The sequence below is a fragment of the Pseudooceanicola profundi genome (assembly GCF_050897955.1).
Taxonomy (GTDB): Bacteria; Pseudomonadota; Alphaproteobacteria; order Rhodobacterales; family Rhodobacteraceae; genus Pseudooceanicola.
Genome location: NZ_JBPAXZ010000001.1, coordinates 186,829 through 207,745, shown reverse-complemented (window position 1 = coordinate 207,745; position 20,917 = coordinate 186,829). Strand labels below are relative to the sequence as shown.

Below are 20,917 nucleotides of genomic sequence, written 5' to 3'. Positions count from 1 at the left end.
GTCCGCCTTCATTAAAACGACACATCTTGTATGCAAAGCAGAGTCACCCTAGATTCTGGTCCGGGCGACCGGCGGAGGTGACGTGATGCTGTCGTTGAAAAAGGGTCGTTACGAGGTTCGCTTTGCCATGACGGCAGCGGATATCCGGGCGGCGCAGGAACTCAGAACGCTTGCCTTCCGCGGCACTCCGGATGCCGAGATTGACGCCGATGCCTTCGACGCGCGGTGTGAGCATGTGCTGGTCGAAGAAACCCGCACCGGCACCCTGGTCTGCTGTTTCCGGTTTCTTCCGATCGCCGGCGGGCGCGAGATTTCCAGCAGCTATTCCGCCCAGTATTACGAACTGTCCGGCCTGGAAGATTTCGCGGGCCCTATGGTGGAGATGGGCCGGTTCTGCATTCACCCGGCCTATCGGGATCCGGACATTCTTCGGGTCGCATGGGGCGCGATGACGGCCTATGTCGATGAGCAGGGCGTGGAGATGCTGTTTGGCTGTTCCTCGTTTCACGGGACAGACACCAGCGAATACCTCGATGCGTTTGCCGTTCTCAAACACCGTCACCTGGCCCCGAAACGGTGGCTGCCCAAGGTCAAGGCGCCAAGCGTGTTCCGTTTTGCCCAGAAGCTGCGCCGCAAACCGGATGCCAAAAAGGCGATGCTGAAAATGCCGCCTCTGCTGCGGACCTATCTGATCATGGGCGGCTGGGTCAGTGATCACGCCGTGGTCGACCGCCATATGAATACGCTTCACGTCTTCACGGGGCTTGAGATCAACGCAATCCCCAGTGCCCGCAAACGGCTTCTCAGGGCCGGGGCCGCCTGATCCGGGCGTTCTGGCTGCCTCGCGTGATACCAACGACCTGACTCGGACCTCTTCCCCCGGACCTGCGATAACTCCGGCAAAGCTCAGCCGAGGACACGCCGGTTCCGGACCCATCGCCCCCCGGCGGGCGCCCGGCTTGCACCGTCATCGACCCGTCTCTGCCCTAAACCCCTGTCAACTGTTGCAGGCGCAGCGCAGGCAATGAACGGCGGCGCTTGACGGCGATGAAACGGCGGCGTAGCGCATGCCGCATGGCACGCGCTCCTCTTTTACAACTGTCCGATATCTCCCTGACTTTTGGGGGCAACCCGGTTTTCGACGGCCTGTCCTTGGTCGTGCAGCCAGAGGATCGCCTCGCTCTGGTCGGACGAAACGGGTCCGGAAAATCCACCTTGATGAAGGTCATGGCAGCCCTGGTTGAACCCGACCGGGGCAGCCGGGTTGTGTCGCCCGGGCGGGCCGTGGGCTACATGGATCAGGATCCCGATCTGTCCGCCTTTGAAACCCTGCGCGACTTTGCTGTGGCCGGGCTCGATCTCGGCGAAGAATACAAGGTCGACATGGCGGGCGAGGGGCTGAAAGTCGATCTCGACCGGCCTGTGGCCACGGCGTCCGGCGGCGAACGCCGGCGCGCCGCGCTGGTCAGGCTGCTGGCCGCCGAACCCGATCTCATGCTGCTCGACGAGCCGACCAACCACCTCGATATCCAGGCGATCGCCTGGCTGGAGGCAGAGCTCAAGCAGACCCGCGCCGCCTATGTTCTGATTTCCCACGACCGTGCCTTTCTGCGCGCCCTAACGCGCGGCACGCTCTGGATCGACCGCGGGCAGGTCCGTCGTCAGGAAGAAGGCTTTGCCGGGTTCGAGGCCTGGCGTGACAAGATCTGGGAAGAAGAAGACATCGCCCGCCACAAGCTTGACCGCAAGATCAAGGCAGAGGCGAAATGGGCGGTGGAGGGCATCTCTGCCCGGCGCAAACGCAATCAGGGCCGTGTCAGGGCGCTGGCCGCGCTGCGAGAGGAACGATCCTCCCAGATCCGCCGCCAGGGTGTCGCGGCGATGGAGCTCGACTCAGGCCCGAAATCCGGGCGCCGCGTGATCGAGGCGCAGGCGATCACCAAAATCTTTGGCGACAGGCCCATCATCCGCGATTTTGACCTGCGCGTCATGCGTGGTGACCGGGTGGCCTTTGTCGGACCGAACGGCGCCGGGAAGACGACGCTCATCAAGATGCTGACCGGAGAGATCGCGCCCGACAGCGGCAGCGTCACGCTTGGCTCCAACCTGATGACGGCCGTTTTCGACCAGGCGCGTATGCAGCTCGATCCGGATCAGAGCCTGTGGGAGAACCTGCTGGGCGACCGCGAGATGCGCGTGTCGGGCCGCGCGGATCAGGTGCTGGTGCGTGGCCAGCCCAAACATGTCGTCGCCTATCTCAAGGATTTCCTGTTCGACGAGGCCCAGGCCCGTGCGCCGGTCCGGTCGCTGTCGGGTGGCGAAAAGGCGCGGCTGCTTCTGGCCAAGCTGATGGCGCGGGAAAGCAACCTGCTGGTGCTGGACGAACCGACCAACGATCTGGATGTCGAAACCCTGGACCTGCTTCAGGAGCTTCTCGACGATTACGACGGCACCGTGCTGCTGGTCAGCCACGACCGGGATTTCATCGACCGCGTGGCGACAACCACCGTGGCCCTCGAAGGGGGCGGGCGGGCGACGGCCTATGCGGGGGGCTGGTCCGACTACCAGTCGCAGAAATCGCCGGACATGCCAGAGGCGCCCCGGGACGGCCCCGACACAAGCATCAAACAGGTCCCTGCCAGCAAACCCGCGCCGGCCAAAACGTCGTCGTCTCTGTCGTTCACCGAAAAGCACCGGCTGGACGCATTGCCCGGCATCATCGACAGGCTGACCGCCGAGATTGCCAAGCTGGAGGAATTTCTGGCGCAGCCCGATCTCTATTCCAGCGAGCCGGTCAAATTCGCCAAGGGCACAGAGGCGCTGGCAGAGCGTCAGCAGGCCCTGACCGAGGCTGAAGAGGAATGGATGCAGCTGGAAGAAAAGGCCGAGGGCGCCTGACGGCCGCGGCGCCCGGCCTGTCAGCTTTTGCCCTGCCGGGCAGACATCCGCACGATCACGACCACTGTCAGAATGATCCGGTAGAGGTGATGCATTGTGACAAAGGCCGGATTGGCGTTCAGCGACAGGGCCACCAGCGCCATCTCCGTCACGCCTCCCGGCGCGAAAGATATCAACAGGACGTCAAAAGTCTCTCCCGTCAGCGGGATCAGGACAATCGCCATGAGCCCGCCCAGCACCAGCATGGCACCGACGCTCAGCAACCCGAGCCCCGCACCGCGCACAAGCATCCCGGGCCGGATGCCCGAAAACCGCGTGCCCAGCGTGGTGCCGATCACAAGCTGCGCGGCATTGATCACCCAGGCAGGCATATCGAGATTGGCCAGCCCCAGCACGGAGACCACCGCGCCGGCCACCAGCGGCCCGACCAGCTGCGGCGCCGGGAATTTCAGCCGGACCCCAAGGAACAGGCCTGTCATGGCCGTCAGGATCGCAAAGGGAATATGTTCAATACCAACGCCTTGCGGTGAAAAGCTCATGCCGCCTGATGACCCGACCGGATGTCCGACGTGAAAGGACAGACCAATCGGAAGCAGGGTGACGACGATGATGATCCGCAAGAACTGCGCCAGCATAAGCAGCCGCATATCGGCCCCGTACATCTCTCCGAAGGCAATGGATTCGTATAAGCCGCCCGGTGAGCCGGAGTAGAAGGCGGTCGCGCGATCATAGCCGCCGATCCGATGAAAAATCTGGTAATTCATCCAGAATGCGGCCGGGACGAACAGTGTAAGTCCGATGAAACTCGGGATCGCGGCGGGAATGCCGAGGATCACCTCCCAGGTGACCTGAGACCCGATCGCCATGCCGACAACAGCGATGAACAGGGCCCGGAATTTCTCATTGAACTTGAACCCGTCCGGCAGGCTGATACGGGCCGCCCGCGCGCCAAGCGCCTCGCAGGTCTGGACATATATCGCCACAGCCAGAAGGCTGCCGATGATATAGGGCAGCGGAAGGCCCAGAAGCTTTGCAACGGTGCCGCCCAGCGTCCCCAGGGCTATAAGTGCAAGGTGAATCAAGATCAGGCGCGGATTGAAGGCAGGTATCGGCAAAGCGCGAGATCGGGTCCGGTTTGGGATGGAGCGGGTGAAGGGAATCGAACCCTCGTCTTAAGCTTGGGAAGCTCCTGCTCTACCATTGAGCTACACCCGCAGTGCCGCGCTTGCTTACGGCAGCGCCCAAAACCCGTCAAGGCCCCTCTGCAATCCTGAGCGAATGCCCGACAGCACCGCGCCGCCGCCGCCGCCCCGCGCCGGCCGCCCGCTTCATCTTTCCCAAAATACTCCTGGGGTGAATTGGCCGCAGGCCAAGAGGGGGCAGCGCCCCCAAGACCAACCAGACCAACCAGACCAACCAGACCAGCCTCACCGGCCCTGAAACCCGGCAGGACAGCCCTCAGCCCTTTCGCCGCCGTCTCCGGCCGCCGCTCTCTGCACCGCCGGAATGAAACCGCACATCCGGCAGATCGACCACCGCAGACAGCTCCGGGAAATGGTCTGTCGCATGTGGTATGGCGTTGGCGGCGACGAAATGCTCCTGAAACCGTGGTGCAATTGCGGTTTCGATCTTGCTGATCCGTCCGACCTCGCGCTCGACCTGCCGCCTCGCGTCGACCGAACACAGGGCCATCCGCGCCCCGGTTCCCGCGGCATTCCCGGCCGACGTCACCTTCTCCAGCGGCGCATCGGGGATCATCCCCAGGACCATAGCGTGTTTGGCAGAGATATGGGCCCCGAAGGCCCCGGCCAGAACCACGCGATCCACCCGGTCGGCGCCACGTTCGTCCATCAGCAGCCGGGCACCCGCATAGAGCGCGGATTTTGCCAGTTGAATGGCGCGGATATCGCCCTGGGTCACACTGACACGGGCGCCGCCGGCCTCGGTCCCGTCATGCAACAGATAGGCATGCGTGCGCCCCTGCGCTTCGCAGCGCGGGCTGCCGGTCTGCTCTGCCGACCCGATCAGCCCGGTGGCATCAAGAAGCCCGGCCATGCGCATCTCCGCCACGGCTTCGATAATGCCAGAACCGCAGATGCCGGTGACGCCGGTTGCCGCGCTGGCCGCGGCAAAGCCCGGATCGTCGGACCAGAGATCGACGCCGATCACCCGGAACCGCGGCTCTTTGGTCACCGGATCGATCTCCACCCGTTCGATCGCCCCGGGCGCGGCCCTCTGACCGGAGGAAATCTGGGCCCCTTCAAAGGCCGGTCCGGTGGGGGAGGAGCAGGCCAGAACACGCGTCCGGTCGCCCAGCAATATTTCCGCATTGGTCCCGACATCGATGACCAGCATCAGCTCTTCTGACTGCTCCGGCGCCACGGCGAGCGACACAGCCGCCGCGTCTGCACCGACGTGACCTGCGATACAGGGCAGCATATAGACCTGCGCCCGCGGATTGATCCCGTTCAGGTCGAGCGTCGAGGCCGGGAACGACAAAGCCTCTGACACGGCCAAGGCAAAGGGCGCCTGTCCCAGTTCCGTCGGGTCGATCCCGAGCAGCAGATGATGCATGACCGGGTTGCAGACCACAGCGGCCTCGACAATCAGCGACGGATCGATCCCGGCCTCAGTCGCCAGCGCGTCTGAGAGCTGAGCCAATGCCTTACGCACCGCAGCTGTCAGCTCTTTCTCGCCGCCGGGGTTCATCATCACATAGGAGACGCGCGACATCAGATCCTCACCAAACCGGATCTGCGGGTTCATCAGCCCGGAGGCGGCGCGAACCTCGCCCGTCTCCAGATCGGTCAGATGCGCGGCGATGGTGGTCGACCCCAGATCGATGGCTAGACCGAACAGTCCAGCCTCATGCAGGCCTGGCCAGATCTCCAGCACGCGCGGCGCGGCGCCTGTGTGATCGGCGTAAACAGCCACCGTGACCTGCCACTCGCCCCGACGCAGCACCGACTGCAGCTTGGTCAGAAGCGACAGGTCGGCCACGACCCCCTCAACCTGCCACTGATCTTTCAGTGCCTGGGCCAGCCGTTCGAAATCACCCGAAGGTTCATGCATGTCCGGCTCGGCGACTTCGACGAAATAGAGACGCGTCGCCGGATCCATCACCATGGGCCGGCTGTCTGCGCTCTTCCGGATGACCTGCTTGTGAACCTGGCTCTCGGGCGGAACGTCCAGCACGATATCGCCCTGAATACAGGCCTGGCAGCCAAGGCGCCGCCCCTCTTTCAGACCACGCTTGTCATCATAGCGCTGCTCGACACTGTTCCAACCGCTCAGCGCATCCTCGCGTACGGTGATGCCATGTTTGGAGAATTCGCCGTAGGATGGCGTGACCTGGCATTTGGAACAGATGCCGCGCCCGCCACAGACCGAGTCCAGATCGACGCCCAGCTGCCGCGCGGCGGCCAGTACGCTTGTCCCCGGGGCCACGCGTCCGCGTTTGCCGGAAGGGGTGAAAACAACAAGCGGCTGAGGGGCTTCGCTGGTCATAAGAGCTCCGTCTGCATCTGGGCTGTCTGTCCGGTCAGGCCCCTGTCGGGCCACGCCAATGCGAACAGCCGCAGCAGGGGCACCGGATCACTGCAGGCTGGCATTGACCTGAGCGATCGCCTGCTGGTCGATATTCATACCGGCCCGGACCCGGGCATCCTCGGCATAAATCCGGAAAATGTCCTGCGAAATCGAATTCGACAGGTCCCGGGTAAGACCATCGCGCAACTGTTGCGTGGCACCATCCTCCAGGTTCGGAGGAAGGATTTCATCCAGCCGCATGATGACCACGGCCCCATACCCGTCCAATGTCCTGATCTCGCCCGGCTGCATGTCAAAGGCGGTCTCGGCAAAGGATTGCGGCGTACCCAGAACGGTGGCGGAGCGGGTCAGCGCCTCTTCGGTTTTGACCTCAAGACCCAGCGAGTCGAAATCGGCAGCCTCGGCCAGCCGGGCCTTGTAGGTGTCAGCCTCTGCCCGCAGCCGGTCCATATTGCGCCGTGTTTCCCAGATGCCAAGCACCCGGTCACGCACCTCGGCAAAGGGGATCGGCTCTGGCGGCAGGATCTCGTCCAGACGCATGGCGAAGATGCCGCCATCCGTCAGTTGCTTCACGGTTGGAAAATCGGAGTCCGTCAGCTCAGCTGCAGCGGCGTCGAATTCTTCATAGGCTGCGATCCCTTCGGTCTGTCCCGGGGCCCATTCGATGCTGCCCAGCTGCAGGTCCGTTTCTGCCGCCACTTCTTCCAATGTCGCACCGGAGGCAAGCAGATCCTCCACCGGCTCGGCCTGGGTGGCAGATTGCCGGGCGGCCCGATCAAAGGCCAGATCGTCGCGGATCATTGCCTCGGCATCCTCAAAATCGGTCACTTCCGCGGACAGGATCCCGTTCACCCGGAACAAGGCGGGGCCAAGATCGGTATCAACCGGCCCGACGACATCGCCGGTTTCGGCGGCAAACACAGCCTGTCCCGCCGCATCGCCCAGATCGGTCTGCGTCACGTCACCCATGTCCGTGTCGCTCAGCTGCAGGCCGCGCGCGCGCACCAGATCCTCGAAGGTGCTGCTGCCATCGTCGATCTGCCCGCGCGCCATGTCAGCCCGGCCCTGATCGGTAAAGACCAGCCGCTCGACCAGCCGGCGCTCGGGCTTGTTAAACTCGCCCTCGCGTTTCTGATATTCGGCCCGCAACAGCTCGTCGTCGAGCTCGACCTGATCGAGGATCATGGCGGGCGTCAGCCAGGCATAGGTGATAAGCTTGCGTTCCGGTCGCGTGAATTGGTCGATCTCTTCTTCGTAAAGCGCCTGCAGGTCTTCGTCCGACGCGCCCGTATCGAGGCCATCCGCAGGCGCGTTGTCCACCCTCACCCAGGTCACCCGGCGACGGGACGCGGCATAGTCGAGCATCGTATCGACATAGGTCTCCGGCACGATCCGGCCGGACAGAACCGCGCTCTGCAAGATTGCCCGCACGGTTTCCGAGCGCAGATCCTCTTCGAATTCGTTCTTCGTAAGCCCGGCCTGCTGCAGGGCAAAATTATAGGATTCGGGATCGAACTGACCGTCTATCCCGCGGAAGGCCGCAATACCGCGAAGCTGGTCTGCAAGCACCGGATCGCCGACGGACAGATCGGCCTGACTGGCCTCGTGATCCAGGGCCGCCTGAGTGATCAGCTCGCTCATCACCTGTTGCGACAGGCCAAACGCCTGCGCCTGTTCCATGGTAATCGCCTGTCCGGTCTGCTGCTGAAGAGAGCGCAGCTGCTGTTGCAGGGCGCGCACGTAATCATCAACCGAGATAGTCTCGTCACCGACGGAGCCGAGACTACGCAGCGAAGAGGAGAAACTGGTCGCGCCGAAGCCGCCCAGGCCAAGCACCAGCAGTGCCATCAAAATCCAGACCGCTGTCTTGCTGCCTTTGCTCGCCATGGATGCCTAACCTCCTGGGCCGCCCGGGCCCGTATCTGTGTCGGTTCTGTCTAGAGTGCACGCCGACCCGGGGCAAGAGCCGCCCAACCGGGATAACGGAGAACTGTAAAGGCCCCGGCAGGGCACCATCGCCTGTCAGGGACGCCACTCCGAAAGACGCTGTCCGAATTGCTGAATGCCGTCCTCGTTGAGGTTGGCAAAGGCCACGCGCATCTGCCTCTGTGCGGCAGCATCCGCCTCGGGGGCAAAAAAGCTGCCGGGCAACATGAGGATCCCGGCTTCGGCCACCAGACGCTTGGCCAGATCCTGCGATGTCAGGCCGAAATCATGTTCCAGATAGCCAAAATAGGCGCCCGACGATACCAGCCGCCAGCCCGCCGGGGGCGTTTCGTCAAACAGGCGGTGCAAAGCCTCGCCCCGCCGCAGGATCTCGGCCCGTTCGCCCGACAGCCACTGTGCCAGGTTCTGCATCCCCCAAAGCGCTGCATGCTGTCCGATCTGGGCCGGGCAGATGGTCACGGTATCGAGATATTTCTCGATCTCGACCAGCAGGGCAGGGTCGGCCACGATCGTGCCCAGCCTGTGACCCGTCAGCCGGTAAGATTTGGAAAAGGAATAGAGCTGGACCAGCGTCCCGCTCCAGTCGTCTTTTTGAAACAACCCATGCGCGCCAAGCTGGGCAAAATCGCGATAGGTCTCGTCCAGGATCAGCCGGATCCCGCGCGATTGGCACAGTGCATAAAACGCATCCAGCACGTCTGCGGGATATTCAACGCCCGTCGGATTGTTCGGGGAAACAAGGGCGATCGCCTTCACCCGGTCGGTCAGCAGCGCTTCGGCCCGCTCCGGATCGGGGATCATATCCGGGCCCAGAGGCAGGGGCAGGGCCTCCGCCCCGGCCATATCCAGCGCCATTTTATGATTGAAGTACCAGGGCACCGGCAGCATCACGGCATCGCCTTCACCCAGCAAGGCCGCGATGGTGCCGCAGAACGCCTGATTGCACCCGGCGGTGATCGCGACATTGGCCTGGCCTATCTGACCGCCATAGGATTGCGACCATTGCTGCGCGACCTCGGATCGCAGGGCGGGCAGGCCGAAGACCGGCCCGTACAGATGCGCCTCAGGCACATCCAGCGCAACGCGGGCGATTTCCTGCCTCATGGCTGTCGGCGGCGGCTCGACGGGGGCGGCCTGGCTTACATTGATCAGGGGCCGGCCGGCAGGCTGTTCGCTCTCCAGCAGCCATTTGCGGGATTCCACAATGGGCGAAGCAAAGGTCGAAGCGGTACGAGATGTCATGATGGCGGTCCGGAACTGGGTGTCACGTGGAGTATGCTGCCTGCCGGGCGGTCGTAAACCGGATTCTTCGGCGCCTCATCCCGTCGACATAAGGCTGTCTGTGCCGCGAGGTCTTGATTAGGTAATCTATGGCATGTTTGAAAAGTTAATTTAATACAGAGTGCTACAGTGCGAAGCTTATGCGAAGCTGAAACTCTTCAAAGGCTCGGACAGTAAACTTCCCGCACCTGACATTGGCCGGACCTATCTCAACTTACAAAGTAAGGTGACTGATCATTTCCGGGCACCATCCGGCATTCTCCGTCAAAAAATTATGCTGCAGCTAAGGAAACTGACAGTGGTCGCGTCAGGTGCGGACGGGTCGCGCGACACCAGCAGCGCGGCGCTTTCAGATAGGATCGTCAGGACGCGCTCTTGGCCAGACCGATCGGTCCAGACATAGGGGCCGGTTCTTGCGGTTCCCGTGGCGGGGCGTCGGTCGCCCCCATCGCTGCTGATGAGGTAATCCCCACGTCCATCCGCGTCGATCTCCTGTGGGGCCAGCGTAAACACGGTTTGCCCGTGGTCGGACTGGCAGGTTCCGTCTGACTGGCAAATGGCCGTCTCCCGGCAGTCAAAACGCAGGATCGCGCCCTCCGAAACAGCCGGCAGCACACTGACAGAGGCGAATATGAGGCCCTGCAGGAAGGTTACAAAGACGTGGCGCATTCAGAAGACCTTTCATCGTGCTGGACCCGATCTGGGTTTCGCGGCCCATTGGGCCCGGCCAAGAGTATTGCACCCTGCTATCCGCATGTCCCCCCTTGTGCCGCGCAGCGCCGGCGATTTGACCTGCGCCCACAGCAAAGTGATCTGGCTGTCATGTGGCCGTGCCCCCTGTTTCGGCTACCATCGGCCAAATCGCCAGGGGAGGAACGCCGTTTTGCGTAGATTTTTACTGACCATCCTCATGATTGGGGCAGGTATCGCAGCTTGGTCCGCAGCGCCTCTGACGGCGCAGACCTACAGGTTCCAGACCGTGGCAGAGGGGTTTCGCACCCCCTGGTCGCTGGGTTTTCTGCCGGACGGCAGCTTTCTGGTGACAGAAAAATCCGGCCGCCTACTTCTGGTCCGCGACGGCACGGTCCGGTCGGTCTCCGGTCTGCCGGAGGTTCATGTCGAAGGTCAGGGTGGATTGCTGGATGTGCTGGTTCCTGAGGACTTTTCACGCACAAGGGAGATCTATCTGACCCATGCAATCCGCCAGCCGGATGGGTCTGGAACAGCGCTGTCCCGGGGCAGGTTGTCCGCCGATGGTACGCGGCTCGAAGACACGAAAACCATCTTTCAGATGAAGCCGGGCAGTTCAGGCGGACGGCATTTCGGGTCGCGCCTGACCGAAGGGCGAGATGGCAAAATCTACATGACCATTGGCGAGAGGGGCGATCGCCCGGCCGCGCAGGACCTCAACCGGCACAATGGCTCGGTTCTGCGCCTGAACCGGGACGGGTCCGTGCCTGCGGAAAACCCGTTTGTCGGCAGAGCCGGAGCCCAGCCAGAGATCTGGTCCTACGGTCATCGCAATCCGCAGGGCATGGCGGTGGATGGCGACGGTCGTGTCTGGGTCAATGAACACGGCGCGCGCGGCGGCGATGAGGTGAACCTGATCCGCAAGGGCGCCAATTACGGCTGGCCGGTTATTGCTTACGGACGCCACTATTCCGGTGGCCGGATCGGGGAGGGCACGTCGAAAGCGGGGATGGAACAGCCGGTATTCTACTGGGACCCGTCCATCGCGCCCTCGGGCATGGCGTTTTACGACGGGCCTCTGGCGGCGTGGCAGGGCAGCGCCTTTGTCGGGGCGCTGAAGTTCGACTATATCGCCAGGCTGGCCGGTGATCCGCTGCGCGAGGTGGAGCAGATAAAGGGTGCTGAGACGCGGCGAGTGCGGGATGTCCGAATGGGGCCGGACGGGGCGATTTGGTTTGTTTCGGAGGATCGTGGGGCGGTGTATAGGATTTTGGAATAATTAGTAAATATTTATAGTTAAGTACCGTATTTAAAGTAAAACATTTACAGAGAGGCAGAGGGCGGTGCCTGACCGCGGGGAGACGCTCCGCATTCCGTGGTCGCCACTTTATCTACCCGTGAAAGCTCTAACTTTAATTCGCGCGCTAACGGTGACGAAGCGCCTGCCCGGGGGGCGGTCAGGCGCTGCCCGGCGGCCCTGCGGGCCTTGTTTCCGGGCGGGGTGAGATGGTTATTCGGTGCGCTGGCTTATAGCGTAAGTTTGGCCGGCTGTTCGGGTACGAAAAAAGCCCGGCACTTTCGCACCGGGCCCTAAACGTTCCAGACCTTACGCTGTAACCCTCAGCCGCGCTTGCGACGCCCGCCCCGCGACCGGCTCGGGCCGCTGTCCTCGCCTGTCCCGTCATGGGCCGACGAAAAACCGCCCAGCTTTGCCGCGATCTCCTCCAGCGTCGGCCGGGGGCCCGGCGCGCTCTTTTCCAGCGCCGCGTGCATCTTCTCCAGATGTTCGGGCATGGTGCCGCAGCAGCCGCCGATGATCGTGGCCCCGCAATGCCGCGCCATCACGGCATATTCGCCCATCAGCTCCGGCGTGCCGTCGTAATGGATATGGCCGTCGACATATTTCGGAATGCCGGCATTGCCCTTGGCAATGATTGGCCGCTCCACGCCCTGCGCGGCAAAGCCCAGAACGGTGCGCAGCAGGTCCGACGCGCCGACGCCGCAGTTGGCGCCATAGGCCAGCGGCGGGTTCGGCAGCTTCTCGATCATGGCCACCATCGCCTCGGAGGTCACGCCCATCATCGTCCGGCCCGCCGTGTCAAAGGACATCGTCCCGCACCAGGGCATGCCGGCCAGCGCAAAGGCCTCTGCCGCGGCCTTGTATTCCTCGGGGGCGGAGATCGTCTCAAGCCAGAGCACATCGGCCCCGCCTTCCTTCAACCCCTCGGCCTGTTCATGGAACATTTCCACCGCCAGCTCATGCGTCAGCGACCCCATTGGCACCATGATATCGCCTGTCGGCCCGACGGAGCCCGCGACCACCACCTTACGTCCCGAGGCATCGGCGATTTCCCGGCCCAGCTCCGCGCCCGCGCGGTTCAGCTCCCGCACGCGGTCCTGCGCATTGTGCAGTTTCAGGCGGGAGGCATTGCCGCCAAAGGTATTGGTCAGGAAGATGTCGGAACCGGCATTTACCGCATTGCGGTAGAGCGTGCGGATATTCTCGGGCTCATCAACATTCCAGAACTCTGGCGCATCGCCCGAGGACAGACCCATGTTGAAGAGGTTCGTCCCTGTCGCCCCGTCGGCCATGAGCCAGTCGCGGGTTTCCAGCAGTTGGGACAGGGCATTGGTCATGGGGTCCTCCTGGGCCAGTGGTCGGCTTGCGCCGCTCCCTGCCCACATAACGTGGCAGGGGCGCGGAAGGAAGGGGGCGGGGCCGAGATCACCGGCCGCGGCGGACCTCCAGCGCCAGATCGCCTGCGGTGAGGGCAAGGCTGATCGCACCGGGCGCGCAGAGGTAGAGCGGTTCGCGGCGCGGCGCGAAGGCCGTCTTGAACCGGGTCAGACCATCGCCGCCGCTGCGGCAGGCCACGCGGGCGCGCATTTTCTGCAGACGCTCGGGTTCGCGCGACGTATCCGGCGGCATGGCGGCAAGGCTCAGGCGGGGCAGGGCGCGGGCGCGTGCCTCCTCGATCGCGGCGGCGATCAGCAGGTACATCGTGCCGTCGGGCAGGTCCGCGCCGTGGCGCATCAGGTCGAGCACCATCTCCCGCGCACCGGCATGGAAGCTGGTGAAGGCAATCGGGGCGCCGTCCTTTTCGGCCACGAACAACGCCTGATGCCGCAGGTAATCGACATCGAACCGGCCCATGGAAAAGCCGCGCGCCCCGCCATGGTGGGCACACCAGCCCGCGTCGATCTCTGCCAGCGCCTCGGCCAGCCCGGGTTCGGACAGATCGGCCATCCGTACCGTCACCCCGGCCTTTTCGGCATGGCGCAGCTTGCGGCGCAGCTGCCGGTGCGCGGGCGTGTCGAGCGTAAAGCCCGGCACATCCACCACCGCCTCGTCCGAGACATGAAGAACGGCCCAGCCGCGCTGACGGGCTTTGACCGCCAGCGGTGCACCGCATTTGTAGATCGCCGGGGTCAACATGCGGCGGGCGGCTTCGGCCTCGAATTCGGTCAGCATGGACTGACAGGCCGTGCCGTTCATCGGGTCGAACATCATCACGAGGCTCTGGCCGGTGTCCACCGTCAGTGCGGAGGCGGAGCCGAGATAGAGCGCCTGACCACCATTCTGCCGGGCCAGACCGGTTTCGGCACGGGGCGCACGGGCGATCTGGGCCTCCGACGGGGCAAAATGCTCCGGCGCATCCGGAATGCGGTAGGGGAAGGCCATTGGAAGCAGGGCCAGCAGGGCAGGCACGCCGTAATAGACCAGACGCCAGCCGAGGATCGCGCCAAGCAGCGGCTCTGTCGCGGTGCCGGGCATCAGGGCCAGCAGGGTCAGTTCAAACGGGCCAGCGCCACCGGGGGTCGAAGAAAAGAGCCCGGCGCCAAGCGCGATGACAAACGCGGGCAGCAGGACGTGATAGCCGATGGCCATCTCCGGCGGCAGCATGACATGCAGCGCGGCGGCAGCAGCGGCCAGATCCAGCGCCGTCAGCATGAGGATCGCCCCCATGGACCGCAGGCTGGGCAGGCGCAGGCTGAAGCCGCCGATCCGCAGATTGGGCCGCAGCAGCGACAGTGCGGGCAGGCCGATGATCAGGGCCAGAACAAGCGGCGTAAAGAGGATGGGCAGGGCCTTGCCCGGCAGGAAACAGGCGGCGGCCACGGCCAGAACGGCCCAGGCGATCAGAAAGCTGGCAGAGACGGCGCCGGTCAGGGCGGCGGCCTGTTTCGGGCTGGTCCCCTGCAGCATGCGCCAGCGGGCCAGCGCCCCGGTCACAATCCCCATCCCCAGGACCTGTGCAATCGCGATGGAACCGGCCCCGGTGATCCGCGCCATGCGGGCGGGAACGCCGGTGCGCAGATGCCGGTGCAGCACCGCGTCATAGGTGCCGATGGCCCAGAAGGAGACAGCTGTCGCCAAAAGCGCCGCCACCCATTGCAGCGCAGAGGTATGGCGCACCACATCGGTTACGGCATGGAAATCCAGCCCGGCCAGCTTTTCCCGCAGCAGCCAGAGGCAGAGCCCCCCGACGACAAGGGGCAGGCCGCTTCTCAGCGTGCGTCGGGATGCAGCGGCACGAAGGATGGCCGCGCGGCCGGGGGTCTTGTCGCTCATAGGTCTCTCCACTCACTCTGATGGCGAGGTTTAATTTGGAAGTCCTACCCGGGTCTTAAATGACCCCGACGAAGGACCGCTCGTCCCCGGTCTATCGCCGGGATTGGCGGTGTCTTTAGCAATCAAAAGGTGGCGAAGATATGGCGTTTTCGCCAAAAAGTAGTAAATGTATACAGGCTGCTGCGCCGAAGACTCAGAATGCCAGATAAAAACGCCCGGCGGAGCCGGGCGTTGCTGTCTTTCAGGGTTTCGAGTGAAGATTACTCTTCCATCAGCTGCGCTTTGGCGACAGCCAGCAGCTGATCCATCTTGACCCGGATCTCCGCGTCCGAGGCCATGTCGCCCAGATCGCCGGAGACCTTCCGCACGACATCCTCGTGTCCGGCTTCCTCGAAATCCGATTTCACCACCTCGCGGGCATAGTCGGCGGCGGCCTCGCCCGTCTTGCCCATCAGTTCGGCAGCCCAGAGACCCAGCAGCTTGTTACGGCGCGCTTCGGCGCGGAACTGCATCTCCTGGTCGTGGGCATACTTGTTCTCGAAGGCGTTTTCGCGTTCGTCGAAAGTGCTCATGGGTGCTGTCCCCTGCAAATAATACCGTCTTAACCGATATGCCCGCGCCATCGGCATCGTGCAAGCCCCGAGCCGCGCTTGCGACAAACCCGCCCATGGACTAAGAGAGCGCGACACGGATACGGGGCCAGACGCGGCCCGCAGAGAGGGCGAGCCCATGGCACGGCGCAAGAAAATCTACGAAGGCAAGGCAAAGATCCTTTACGAAGGCCCCAAGCCCGGCACGATCGTTCAGTATTTCAAGGACGATGCCACCGCATTCAACGCCCAGAAAAAGGCCACGATCGAAGGCAAGGGCGTGCTGAACAACCGCCTGAGCGAGTTCTTCATGACCGGGCTGAACAACATCGGCGTGCCGACTCATTTCATCGAACGGCTCAATATGCGCGAACAGCTGGTCCGCGCCTGCGAGATCATTCCGCTGGAAATCATCGTGCGCAACTTCGCCGCAGGCTCGCTCTCCAAGCGTCTGGGCATCGAGGAGGGCACCGCCCTGCCGCGCCCGATCGTCGAATATTGCTACAAGGACGACAAGCTGGGCGATCCGCTGGTGACCGAGGAGCATATCGCGGCCTTTGGCTGGGCGTCGCAGCAGGATATGGACGATATCCTCGCGCTGGCGCTGCGGGTGAACGACTACCTCTCGGGCCTGATGTACGGCGTCGGCATCAAGCTGGTCGATTTCAAGATCGAGATCGGCCGCGTCTATGAGGGCGATTTCCAGCGTCTGGTCGTGGCCGATGAGATCAGCCCGGACAGCTGCCGTCTCTGGGACATGGAGACCGGCGCGCATCTCGACAAGGATGTGTTCCGCCGTGATCTGGGCAATCTGACTGATGCCTATACCGAAGTGGCCAAGCGTCTGGGCGTCATGCCCAAGTCCAACGGCCACACCAAGCCCACGCTCATCAACTGAAGATCGCCAGAAAGGACCCTGCCGATGAAAGCCCGCGTTCATGTCATGCTGAAGAACGGCGTTCTCGACCCGCAGGGGGAGGCGGTGCGCCATGCGCTCGGCTCTCTGGGCTTTGACGGCGTCTCGGGCGTGCGTCAGGGCAAGGTGATCGAGCTCGACCTCGCCGACGGCACCTCCGAGGAGACCGTCAAGGAAATGTGCGAGAAGCTGCTCGCCAATACCGTGATCGAGAGCTACTCGGTCGAGCTGGGCTGAGGGCTGCAGGCACCGGTCTGACGGACATTGTAGACGGAGAGTTCAGGGCATTGGAGGGGGGCTTTGCCCCCCGCCGTCACATGCGAGGCATGCGACGACTCCCCCCAGGATATTTTAGGACCAGAGAAAGCAAAGACGGGAAGCCGTTGATTGTAGGCCCGTGCAGGAGTATGCGGGGGCATCCCGACATGTCTTACCGGAGTCGTTCCCATGAAAGCCGCCATCCTCGTCTTCCCCGGATCGAACTGCGACCGTGACCTTCAGGTCGCCTTTGAAAAGGCCGGTGCCGAGGTCACGATGGTCTGGCACAAGGACAATGAGCTGCCCGCGGGGACCGATATCGTGGGCGTGCCCGGCGGCTTTTCCTACGGCGATTACCTGCGTTGCGGCGCCATCGCCGCCAATTCGCCGATCTGCAATTCGCTAAAGGCCCATGTCGAACGCGGCGGCTATGCGCTTGGCATCTGCAACGGCTTCCAGATCCTGACAGAGACGCGGATCCTGCCCGGCGCCCTGCTGCGCAATGCCAACCTCAAATACCTGTGCAAGACTGTGCCGCTGACCGTGCGCACCTCTGACAGCGATTTCACCCGCAACTGGAATGCGGGCACCGAATTGCACATCCCGATCGCCCATCACGAGGGGAATTACCGCGCCGATGCCGATCTGGTGAAGCAGTTGGAGGACGAGGATCGCATCGCCTTCACCTATAATGACAACCCCAACGGGGCGGCGGCGGATATCGCCGGTGTCCTCAGCACCAACCGCCGTGTGCTGGGCATGATGCCCCATCCGGAGCGGGCGGCGGACGAGGCGCTTGGCGGCACGGACGGGCGGGCGATGTTCCAGGGGCTGATGTCCGCGCTGGTTTCCGCCTGAAGCCACCGCCCCGGCGATCCGCATGCTTGAGCGGCGCAAAGAGCTGGCGTAGTTTCTGGTATGGCCGATGTGACCCAACCGCGCACCGGGCCTTCGATCCTCGGGGGCCGTTCCATCAGCTGGCGTATGCGTGCCGCGCTGGTGGTATTTGTCATACTTGCGGTTTCGGTCGTCTGGATCACCAACCGCGCGCTGACAGACAGGTTTACGGAAAACACCCGCAACCGGGCCGAGCTGCGGCTTGCGCTTTATGGCGGCAATCTGGTCAGCGAATTGCGGCGGAACGCGATCGTGCCCCAGCTTCTGTCGCGCGATCCAACCCTGATCGGCGCATTGAATTCGGCGGATTATTCGCAATCGACCCAGCGGCTGATCTCTTTCGTCGATGAAATCGGCGCGGCGTCGCTGATGCTTTTGGACAAGGACGGCAAAACCGTCGCCGCGACGGACCGCAATCGTCTGGGCGAAACCCATGCCGGCACGCGGCTTTTTGTCGATGCGCTGCGATCCTCCGGCACCATTTTCACCGTCGCCGAGCGGGAGGGGATCGGGTATCGATTCACCTATTCCCGCAGCATGGAAAGCCAGGGCGCGCCGGCGGGCGTGATCATGGTGGAAGTGGACCTGCAGAAATTCGAACGGGCCTGGGCCGGCATTTCGGATGCCGTTCTGGTCACCGACAGCACCGGCCAGATCATTCTGGCAACCGAACCGCGCTGGCGCGGCCTGACCGAAGCCGAGGCGCTGGTGCGCGAACCGCCCGACAGTGCCATTCAGCGTGCGATACAGGCGACGGCGGACTGGTCCGTTCTGCCCGCCGATGCCTATGTCAGAGGAGAGGCGGTGATGCGCGTATCCTCCCGCTTGCCATTCCGGGGATGGGAAATCGCATCCTTCACCACCTATGCCTCCGTCCGGGAGAAGGTGAACGGTGTTCTGGCGCTGGAGATCATGGGGTTTGCGCTGCTGCTCGCGGGCGCGTTTTACGCGCTGAACCGGCGCAATTCGCTGCGGATGGTCTTCTTTCAGCGTGAGTCGGCGGAACTTCGCCAGTTGAACCTGCGCCTCCAGCGCGAGATCGCCGAGCGGGAACGGATGCAGAAATCGCTCGATGTGGCCGAACAGACGCTGGCGCAATCCTCCAAGCTGGCCGCTCTGGGTGAGATGTCCGCCGCCGTCAGCCACGAGCTGAACCAGCCGCTGGCGGCGATGAAAACCTATCTCGCCGGCGCCGCCCTGCTGCTGCGCCGCAACCGGCCGGAGGAGGCGCTGTCGAGCTTCCAGCGGATCGACGATCTGATCGGCCGGATGGGCGCGATCACCCGTCAGCTGAAGAGCTACGCCCGCAAGGGCGGGGACAAGTTTACCCCTGTAAACGTGAGGGATGCGCTCAATTCCGCCCTGTCCATGATGGAGCCGCAGCTGCGCCAGCGGCAGGTCCGTGTGACCCGGATCATGCCCGATCAGAACGTCATGGTCATGGCCGACCGGCTGCGTCTGGAACAGGTGCTGATCAACCTCCTGCGCAATGCCATCGACGCCACGAATTCCGTCGACCAGCCCGAGATCGAGGTGATCCTGTCGGCGGGCGAGACGGCCCATATCTCGGTCCGCGACAATGGCACCGGCATCGAAAATCTCGACGATTTGTTTGAACCATTTTACACTACGAAGCAGCCCGGAGACGGGGTGGGCCTGGGGCTTGCCATTTCCTCCGGCATCGTCAACGACCTCGGCGGACGTCTGACCGCACGGAACGCAGAGGCCGGTGGGGCTGTTTTCGAAATACAGCTGCCTATCTTGTCCGAAGAGATAGAAGCAGCAGAGTAGTTTTGCGGAGACCCGTATATGCAGAAAGCAATGAAGATCGCCATCGTCGACGATGAACAGGACATGCGTCAGTCGATCAGCCAGTGGCTGGCCCTGTCGGGCTATGACACGGAAACCTTCCCCTCCGCGGAGGAGGCGCTGAAGACGCTGGGGCCGGATTACCCGGGCATCGTCATCTCCGACATCAAGATGCCGGGCATGGATGGCATGCAGTTCCTGCGCAAGCTTATGGGATCGGATTCGGCGCTGCCCGTCATCATGATCACCGGCCATGGCGACGTGCCCATGGCGGTGGAGGCGATGCGCATCGGCGCCTTCGATTTCCTCGAAAAGCCGTTCGATCCGGAAAAGATGAACCAGCTGGCCAAGAAGGCCGCCAATGCCCGCCGTCTGGTGATGGACAACCGGCAGCTGCGTCGTGAACTGTCGGACGGCTCGCAGCTGATGAAAAAGCTGATCGGTACGTCGCCCGCGATGGAACGTCTGCGCGAAGATATCCTCGATCTGGGCCAGGCCGAAGGCCATGTGCTGATCGATGGCGAGACCGGCACCGGCAAGACGCTGGTCGCCCATGCCCTGCATGCCGTGGGCGCGCGGGCGGGCAAGAAATTCGTCCTGCTTTCCTGCGCCGCGATGGACGAAGACACGCTGATGAAGCGGCTCTTCGGTCCGATGAACCCCGAAGACAGCACCCTTCCCGCGGTCGAAGAGGCGCGCGGCGGCACGCTGGTGCTGGAAGATGTCGAGGCGATGAGCGATGCCGTTCAGGGCCGTCTGCTGTCGATGATCAACGAACAGGGCACGCCGGGAGAGACCCGCATCGTCGCCATCTGCAACATGCAGGAGGCCGACCGGACCTGTGAGGATGCGCTGCGCTCTGACCTCTTCTACCGGCTGGCCGCCCTGCGCATCACCCTGCCGCCGCTGCGCCAGCGCGGCGAGGACGTGCTGACCATGTTCACCACCTTCACCGAGCAGTTCTCCGAAGAATACGGCTGCGAGGCGCCCAAGGTCGCTGCGCAGGAGGCCGCGCAGCTCCTGCAGGCACCCTGGCCAGGCAACGTCCGCCAGCTGATCAACGTGGCCGAACGCGCCGTGCTGCAGTCGCGCCGCGGCTCCGGCACGATCGCATCGCTCCTGATGACCGACCATGACGAGATGCAGGCGGTGGTGACGACAGAGGGCAAGCCGCTCAAGGAATATGTCGAGGCGTTTGAGCGCATGCTCATCGACAATACCATGCGGCGCCACAAGGGCTCCATCGCCTCGGTCATGGACGAGCTTTGCCTGCCGCGCCGGACGCTGAACGAAAAGATGGCGAAGTACAATCTGCAGCGGTCGGATTACCTGAACTGAGGCGACAGCCTGCGGGCGGGGGCGAACGCGCCCCCGTTCTGCACGCCTGGCGTGCATTCCGATAGGAATTTCCCGGCTGAAACTTACGCCCTGCAATTTTCGCCATTGTCATTTAATCGTCACCGGACGTATTGTGGACAAATGATCTGATGCCAGAAGGCGTCAGTCTGA

At 63.4% G+C, this 20,917-nt stretch carries 16 protein-coding genes and 1 tRNA gene; 8 read left to right on the top strand and 9 right to left on the bottom strand.

Annotated elements, in window-relative coordinates:
- Nucleotides 1-85: 85 nt before the first annotated feature.
- A complete protein-coding gene (locus tag ACRARG_RS01010; RefSeq protein ID WP_432688115.1) occupies nt 86-823 on the top strand; it encodes a GNAT family N-acetyltransferase in 738 nt (245 codons plus the stop codon).
- 251 nt (nt 824-1,074) lie between these two features.
- Nucleotides 1,075-2,898 carry an ABC-F family ATP-binding cassette domain-containing protein gene (locus tag ACRARG_RS01005; protein ID WP_432688114.1) on the top strand — a complete coding sequence of 608 codons (1,824 nt, stop codon included), beginning with the start codon at nt 1,075-1,077 and terminating at the stop codon, nt 2,896-2,898.
- Nucleotides 2,899-2,918: 20 nt separating this feature from the next.
- On the opposite strand, the gene ACRARG_RS01000 is transcribed toward ACRARG_RS01005, so the two are convergent.
- The 6 genes from ACRARG_RS01000 to ACRARG_RS00975 all read right to left on the bottom strand — a co-directional run bounded on the left by ACRARG_RS01000 (nt 2,919) and on the right by ACRARG_RS00975 (nt 10,344).
- Nucleotides 2,919-3,980 carry an AbrB family protein gene (locus tag ACRARG_RS01000; RefSeq protein ID WP_432688113.1) on the bottom strand — a complete coding sequence of 354 codons (1,062 nt, stop codon included), beginning with the start codon at nt 3,978-3,980 and terminating at the stop codon, nt 2,919-2,921.
- A 59-nt stretch (nt 3,981-4,039) separates the two neighbouring features.
- A tRNA-Gly gene (locus ACRARG_RS00995) sits at nt 4,040-4,113 on the bottom strand.
- Nucleotides 4,114-4,356: 243 nt separating this feature from the next.
- The gene (locus tag ACRARG_RS00990) at nt 4,357-6,405 is read right to left on the bottom strand and encodes an ASKHA domain-containing protein (protein WP_432688112.1); all 2,049 of its coding nucleotides are present in this window, start codon (nt 6,403-6,405) and stop codon (nt 4,357-4,359) included.
- Between the two features lie 87 nt (nt 6,406-6,492).
- Complete coding sequence (locus tag ACRARG_RS00985) at nt 6,493-8,334, bottom strand: peptidyl-prolyl cis-trans isomerase (protein WP_432688111.1); 1,842 nt, start codon at nt 8,332-8,334, stop codon at nt 6,493-6,495.
- 135 nt (nt 8,335-8,469) lie between these two features.
- On the bottom strand, nt 8,470-9,636 hold the full coding sequence (locus ACRARG_RS00980; RefSeq protein ID WP_432688110.1) for an aminotransferase: 1,167 nt from the start codon (nt 9,634-9,636) through the stop codon (nt 8,470-8,472).
- Nucleotides 9,637-9,939: 303 nt separating this feature from the next.
- Nucleotides 9,940-10,344 (bottom strand): hypothetical protein, encoded by a 405-nt coding sequence (locus ACRARG_RS00975; protein ID WP_432688109.1) that lies wholly within the window; start codon nt 10,342-10,344, stop codon nt 9,940-9,942.
- A gap of 241 nt (nt 10,345-10,585) precedes the next feature.
- Here ACRARG_RS00975 and ACRARG_RS00970 point away from each other — a divergent pair, with 241 nt between their 5' ends.
- Nucleotides 10,586-11,644, top strand: a complete 1,059-nt coding sequence (locus tag ACRARG_RS00970) for a PQQ-dependent sugar dehydrogenase (protein ID WP_432691293.1) — start codon at nt 10,586-10,588, stop codon at nt 11,642-11,644.
- Between the two features lie 341 nt (nt 11,645-11,985).
- On the opposite strand, the gene bmt is transcribed toward ACRARG_RS00970, so the two are convergent.
- The 3 genes from bmt to ACRARG_RS00955 form a co-directional block, all read right to left on the bottom strand.
- A complete protein-coding gene (gene bmt / locus ACRARG_RS00965) occupies nt 11,986-13,002 on the bottom strand; it encodes a betaine--homocysteine S-methyltransferase (RefSeq protein WP_432688108.1) in 1,017 nt (338 codons plus the stop codon).
- An 88-nt stretch (nt 13,003-13,090) separates the two neighbouring features.
- On the bottom strand, nt 13,091-14,938 hold the full coding sequence (locus tag ACRARG_RS00960) for a phosphatidylglycerol lysyltransferase domain-containing protein (protein WP_432688107.1): 1,848 nt from the start codon (nt 14,936-14,938) through the stop codon (nt 13,091-13,093).
- Between the two features lie 260 nt (nt 14,939-15,198).
- Nucleotides 15,199-15,510, bottom strand: coding sequence for a DUF1476 domain-containing protein (locus ACRARG_RS00955; RefSeq protein ID WP_432688106.1), 312 nt, complete (start codon nt 15,508-15,510; stop codon nt 15,199-15,201).
- A 157-nt stretch (nt 15,511-15,667) separates the two neighbouring features.
- On the opposite strand from ACRARG_RS00955, the gene purC reads away from it, so the two are divergent.
- From purC to ACRARG_RS00930, 5 genes are all read left to right on the top strand, one after another.
- The gene (gene purC / locus ACRARG_RS00950) at nt 15,668-16,426 is read left to right on the top strand and encodes a phosphoribosylaminoimidazolesuccinocarboxamide synthase (protein ID WP_432688105.1); all 759 of its coding nucleotides are present in this window, start codon (nt 15,668-15,670) and stop codon (nt 16,424-16,426) included.
- Nucleotides 16,427-16,450: 24 nt separating this feature from the next.
- The gene (purS, locus tag ACRARG_RS00945) at nt 16,451-16,681 is read left to right on the top strand and encodes a phosphoribosylformylglycinamidine synthase subunit PurS (RefSeq protein ID WP_432688104.1); all 231 of its coding nucleotides are present in this window, start codon (nt 16,451-16,453) and stop codon (nt 16,679-16,681) included.
- Between the two features lie 210 nt (nt 16,682-16,891).
- A complete protein-coding gene (purQ, locus tag ACRARG_RS00940) occupies nt 16,892-17,560 on the top strand; it encodes a phosphoribosylformylglycinamidine synthase subunit PurQ (protein WP_432688103.1) in 669 nt (222 codons plus the stop codon).
- Nucleotides 17,561-17,620: 60 nt separating this feature from the next.
- Nucleotides 17,621-19,390, top strand: coding sequence for a sensor histidine kinase (locus tag ACRARG_RS00935; protein ID WP_432688102.1), 1,770 nt, complete (start codon nt 17,621-17,623; stop codon nt 19,388-19,390).
- Nucleotides 19,391-19,408: 18 nt separating this feature from the next.
- The gene (locus ACRARG_RS00930) at nt 19,409-20,746 is read left to right on the top strand and encodes a sigma-54-dependent transcriptional regulator (RefSeq protein WP_432688101.1); all 1,338 of its coding nucleotides are present in this window, start codon (nt 19,409-19,411) and stop codon (nt 20,744-20,746) included.
- Nucleotides 20,747-20,917 lie beyond the last annotated feature (171 nt).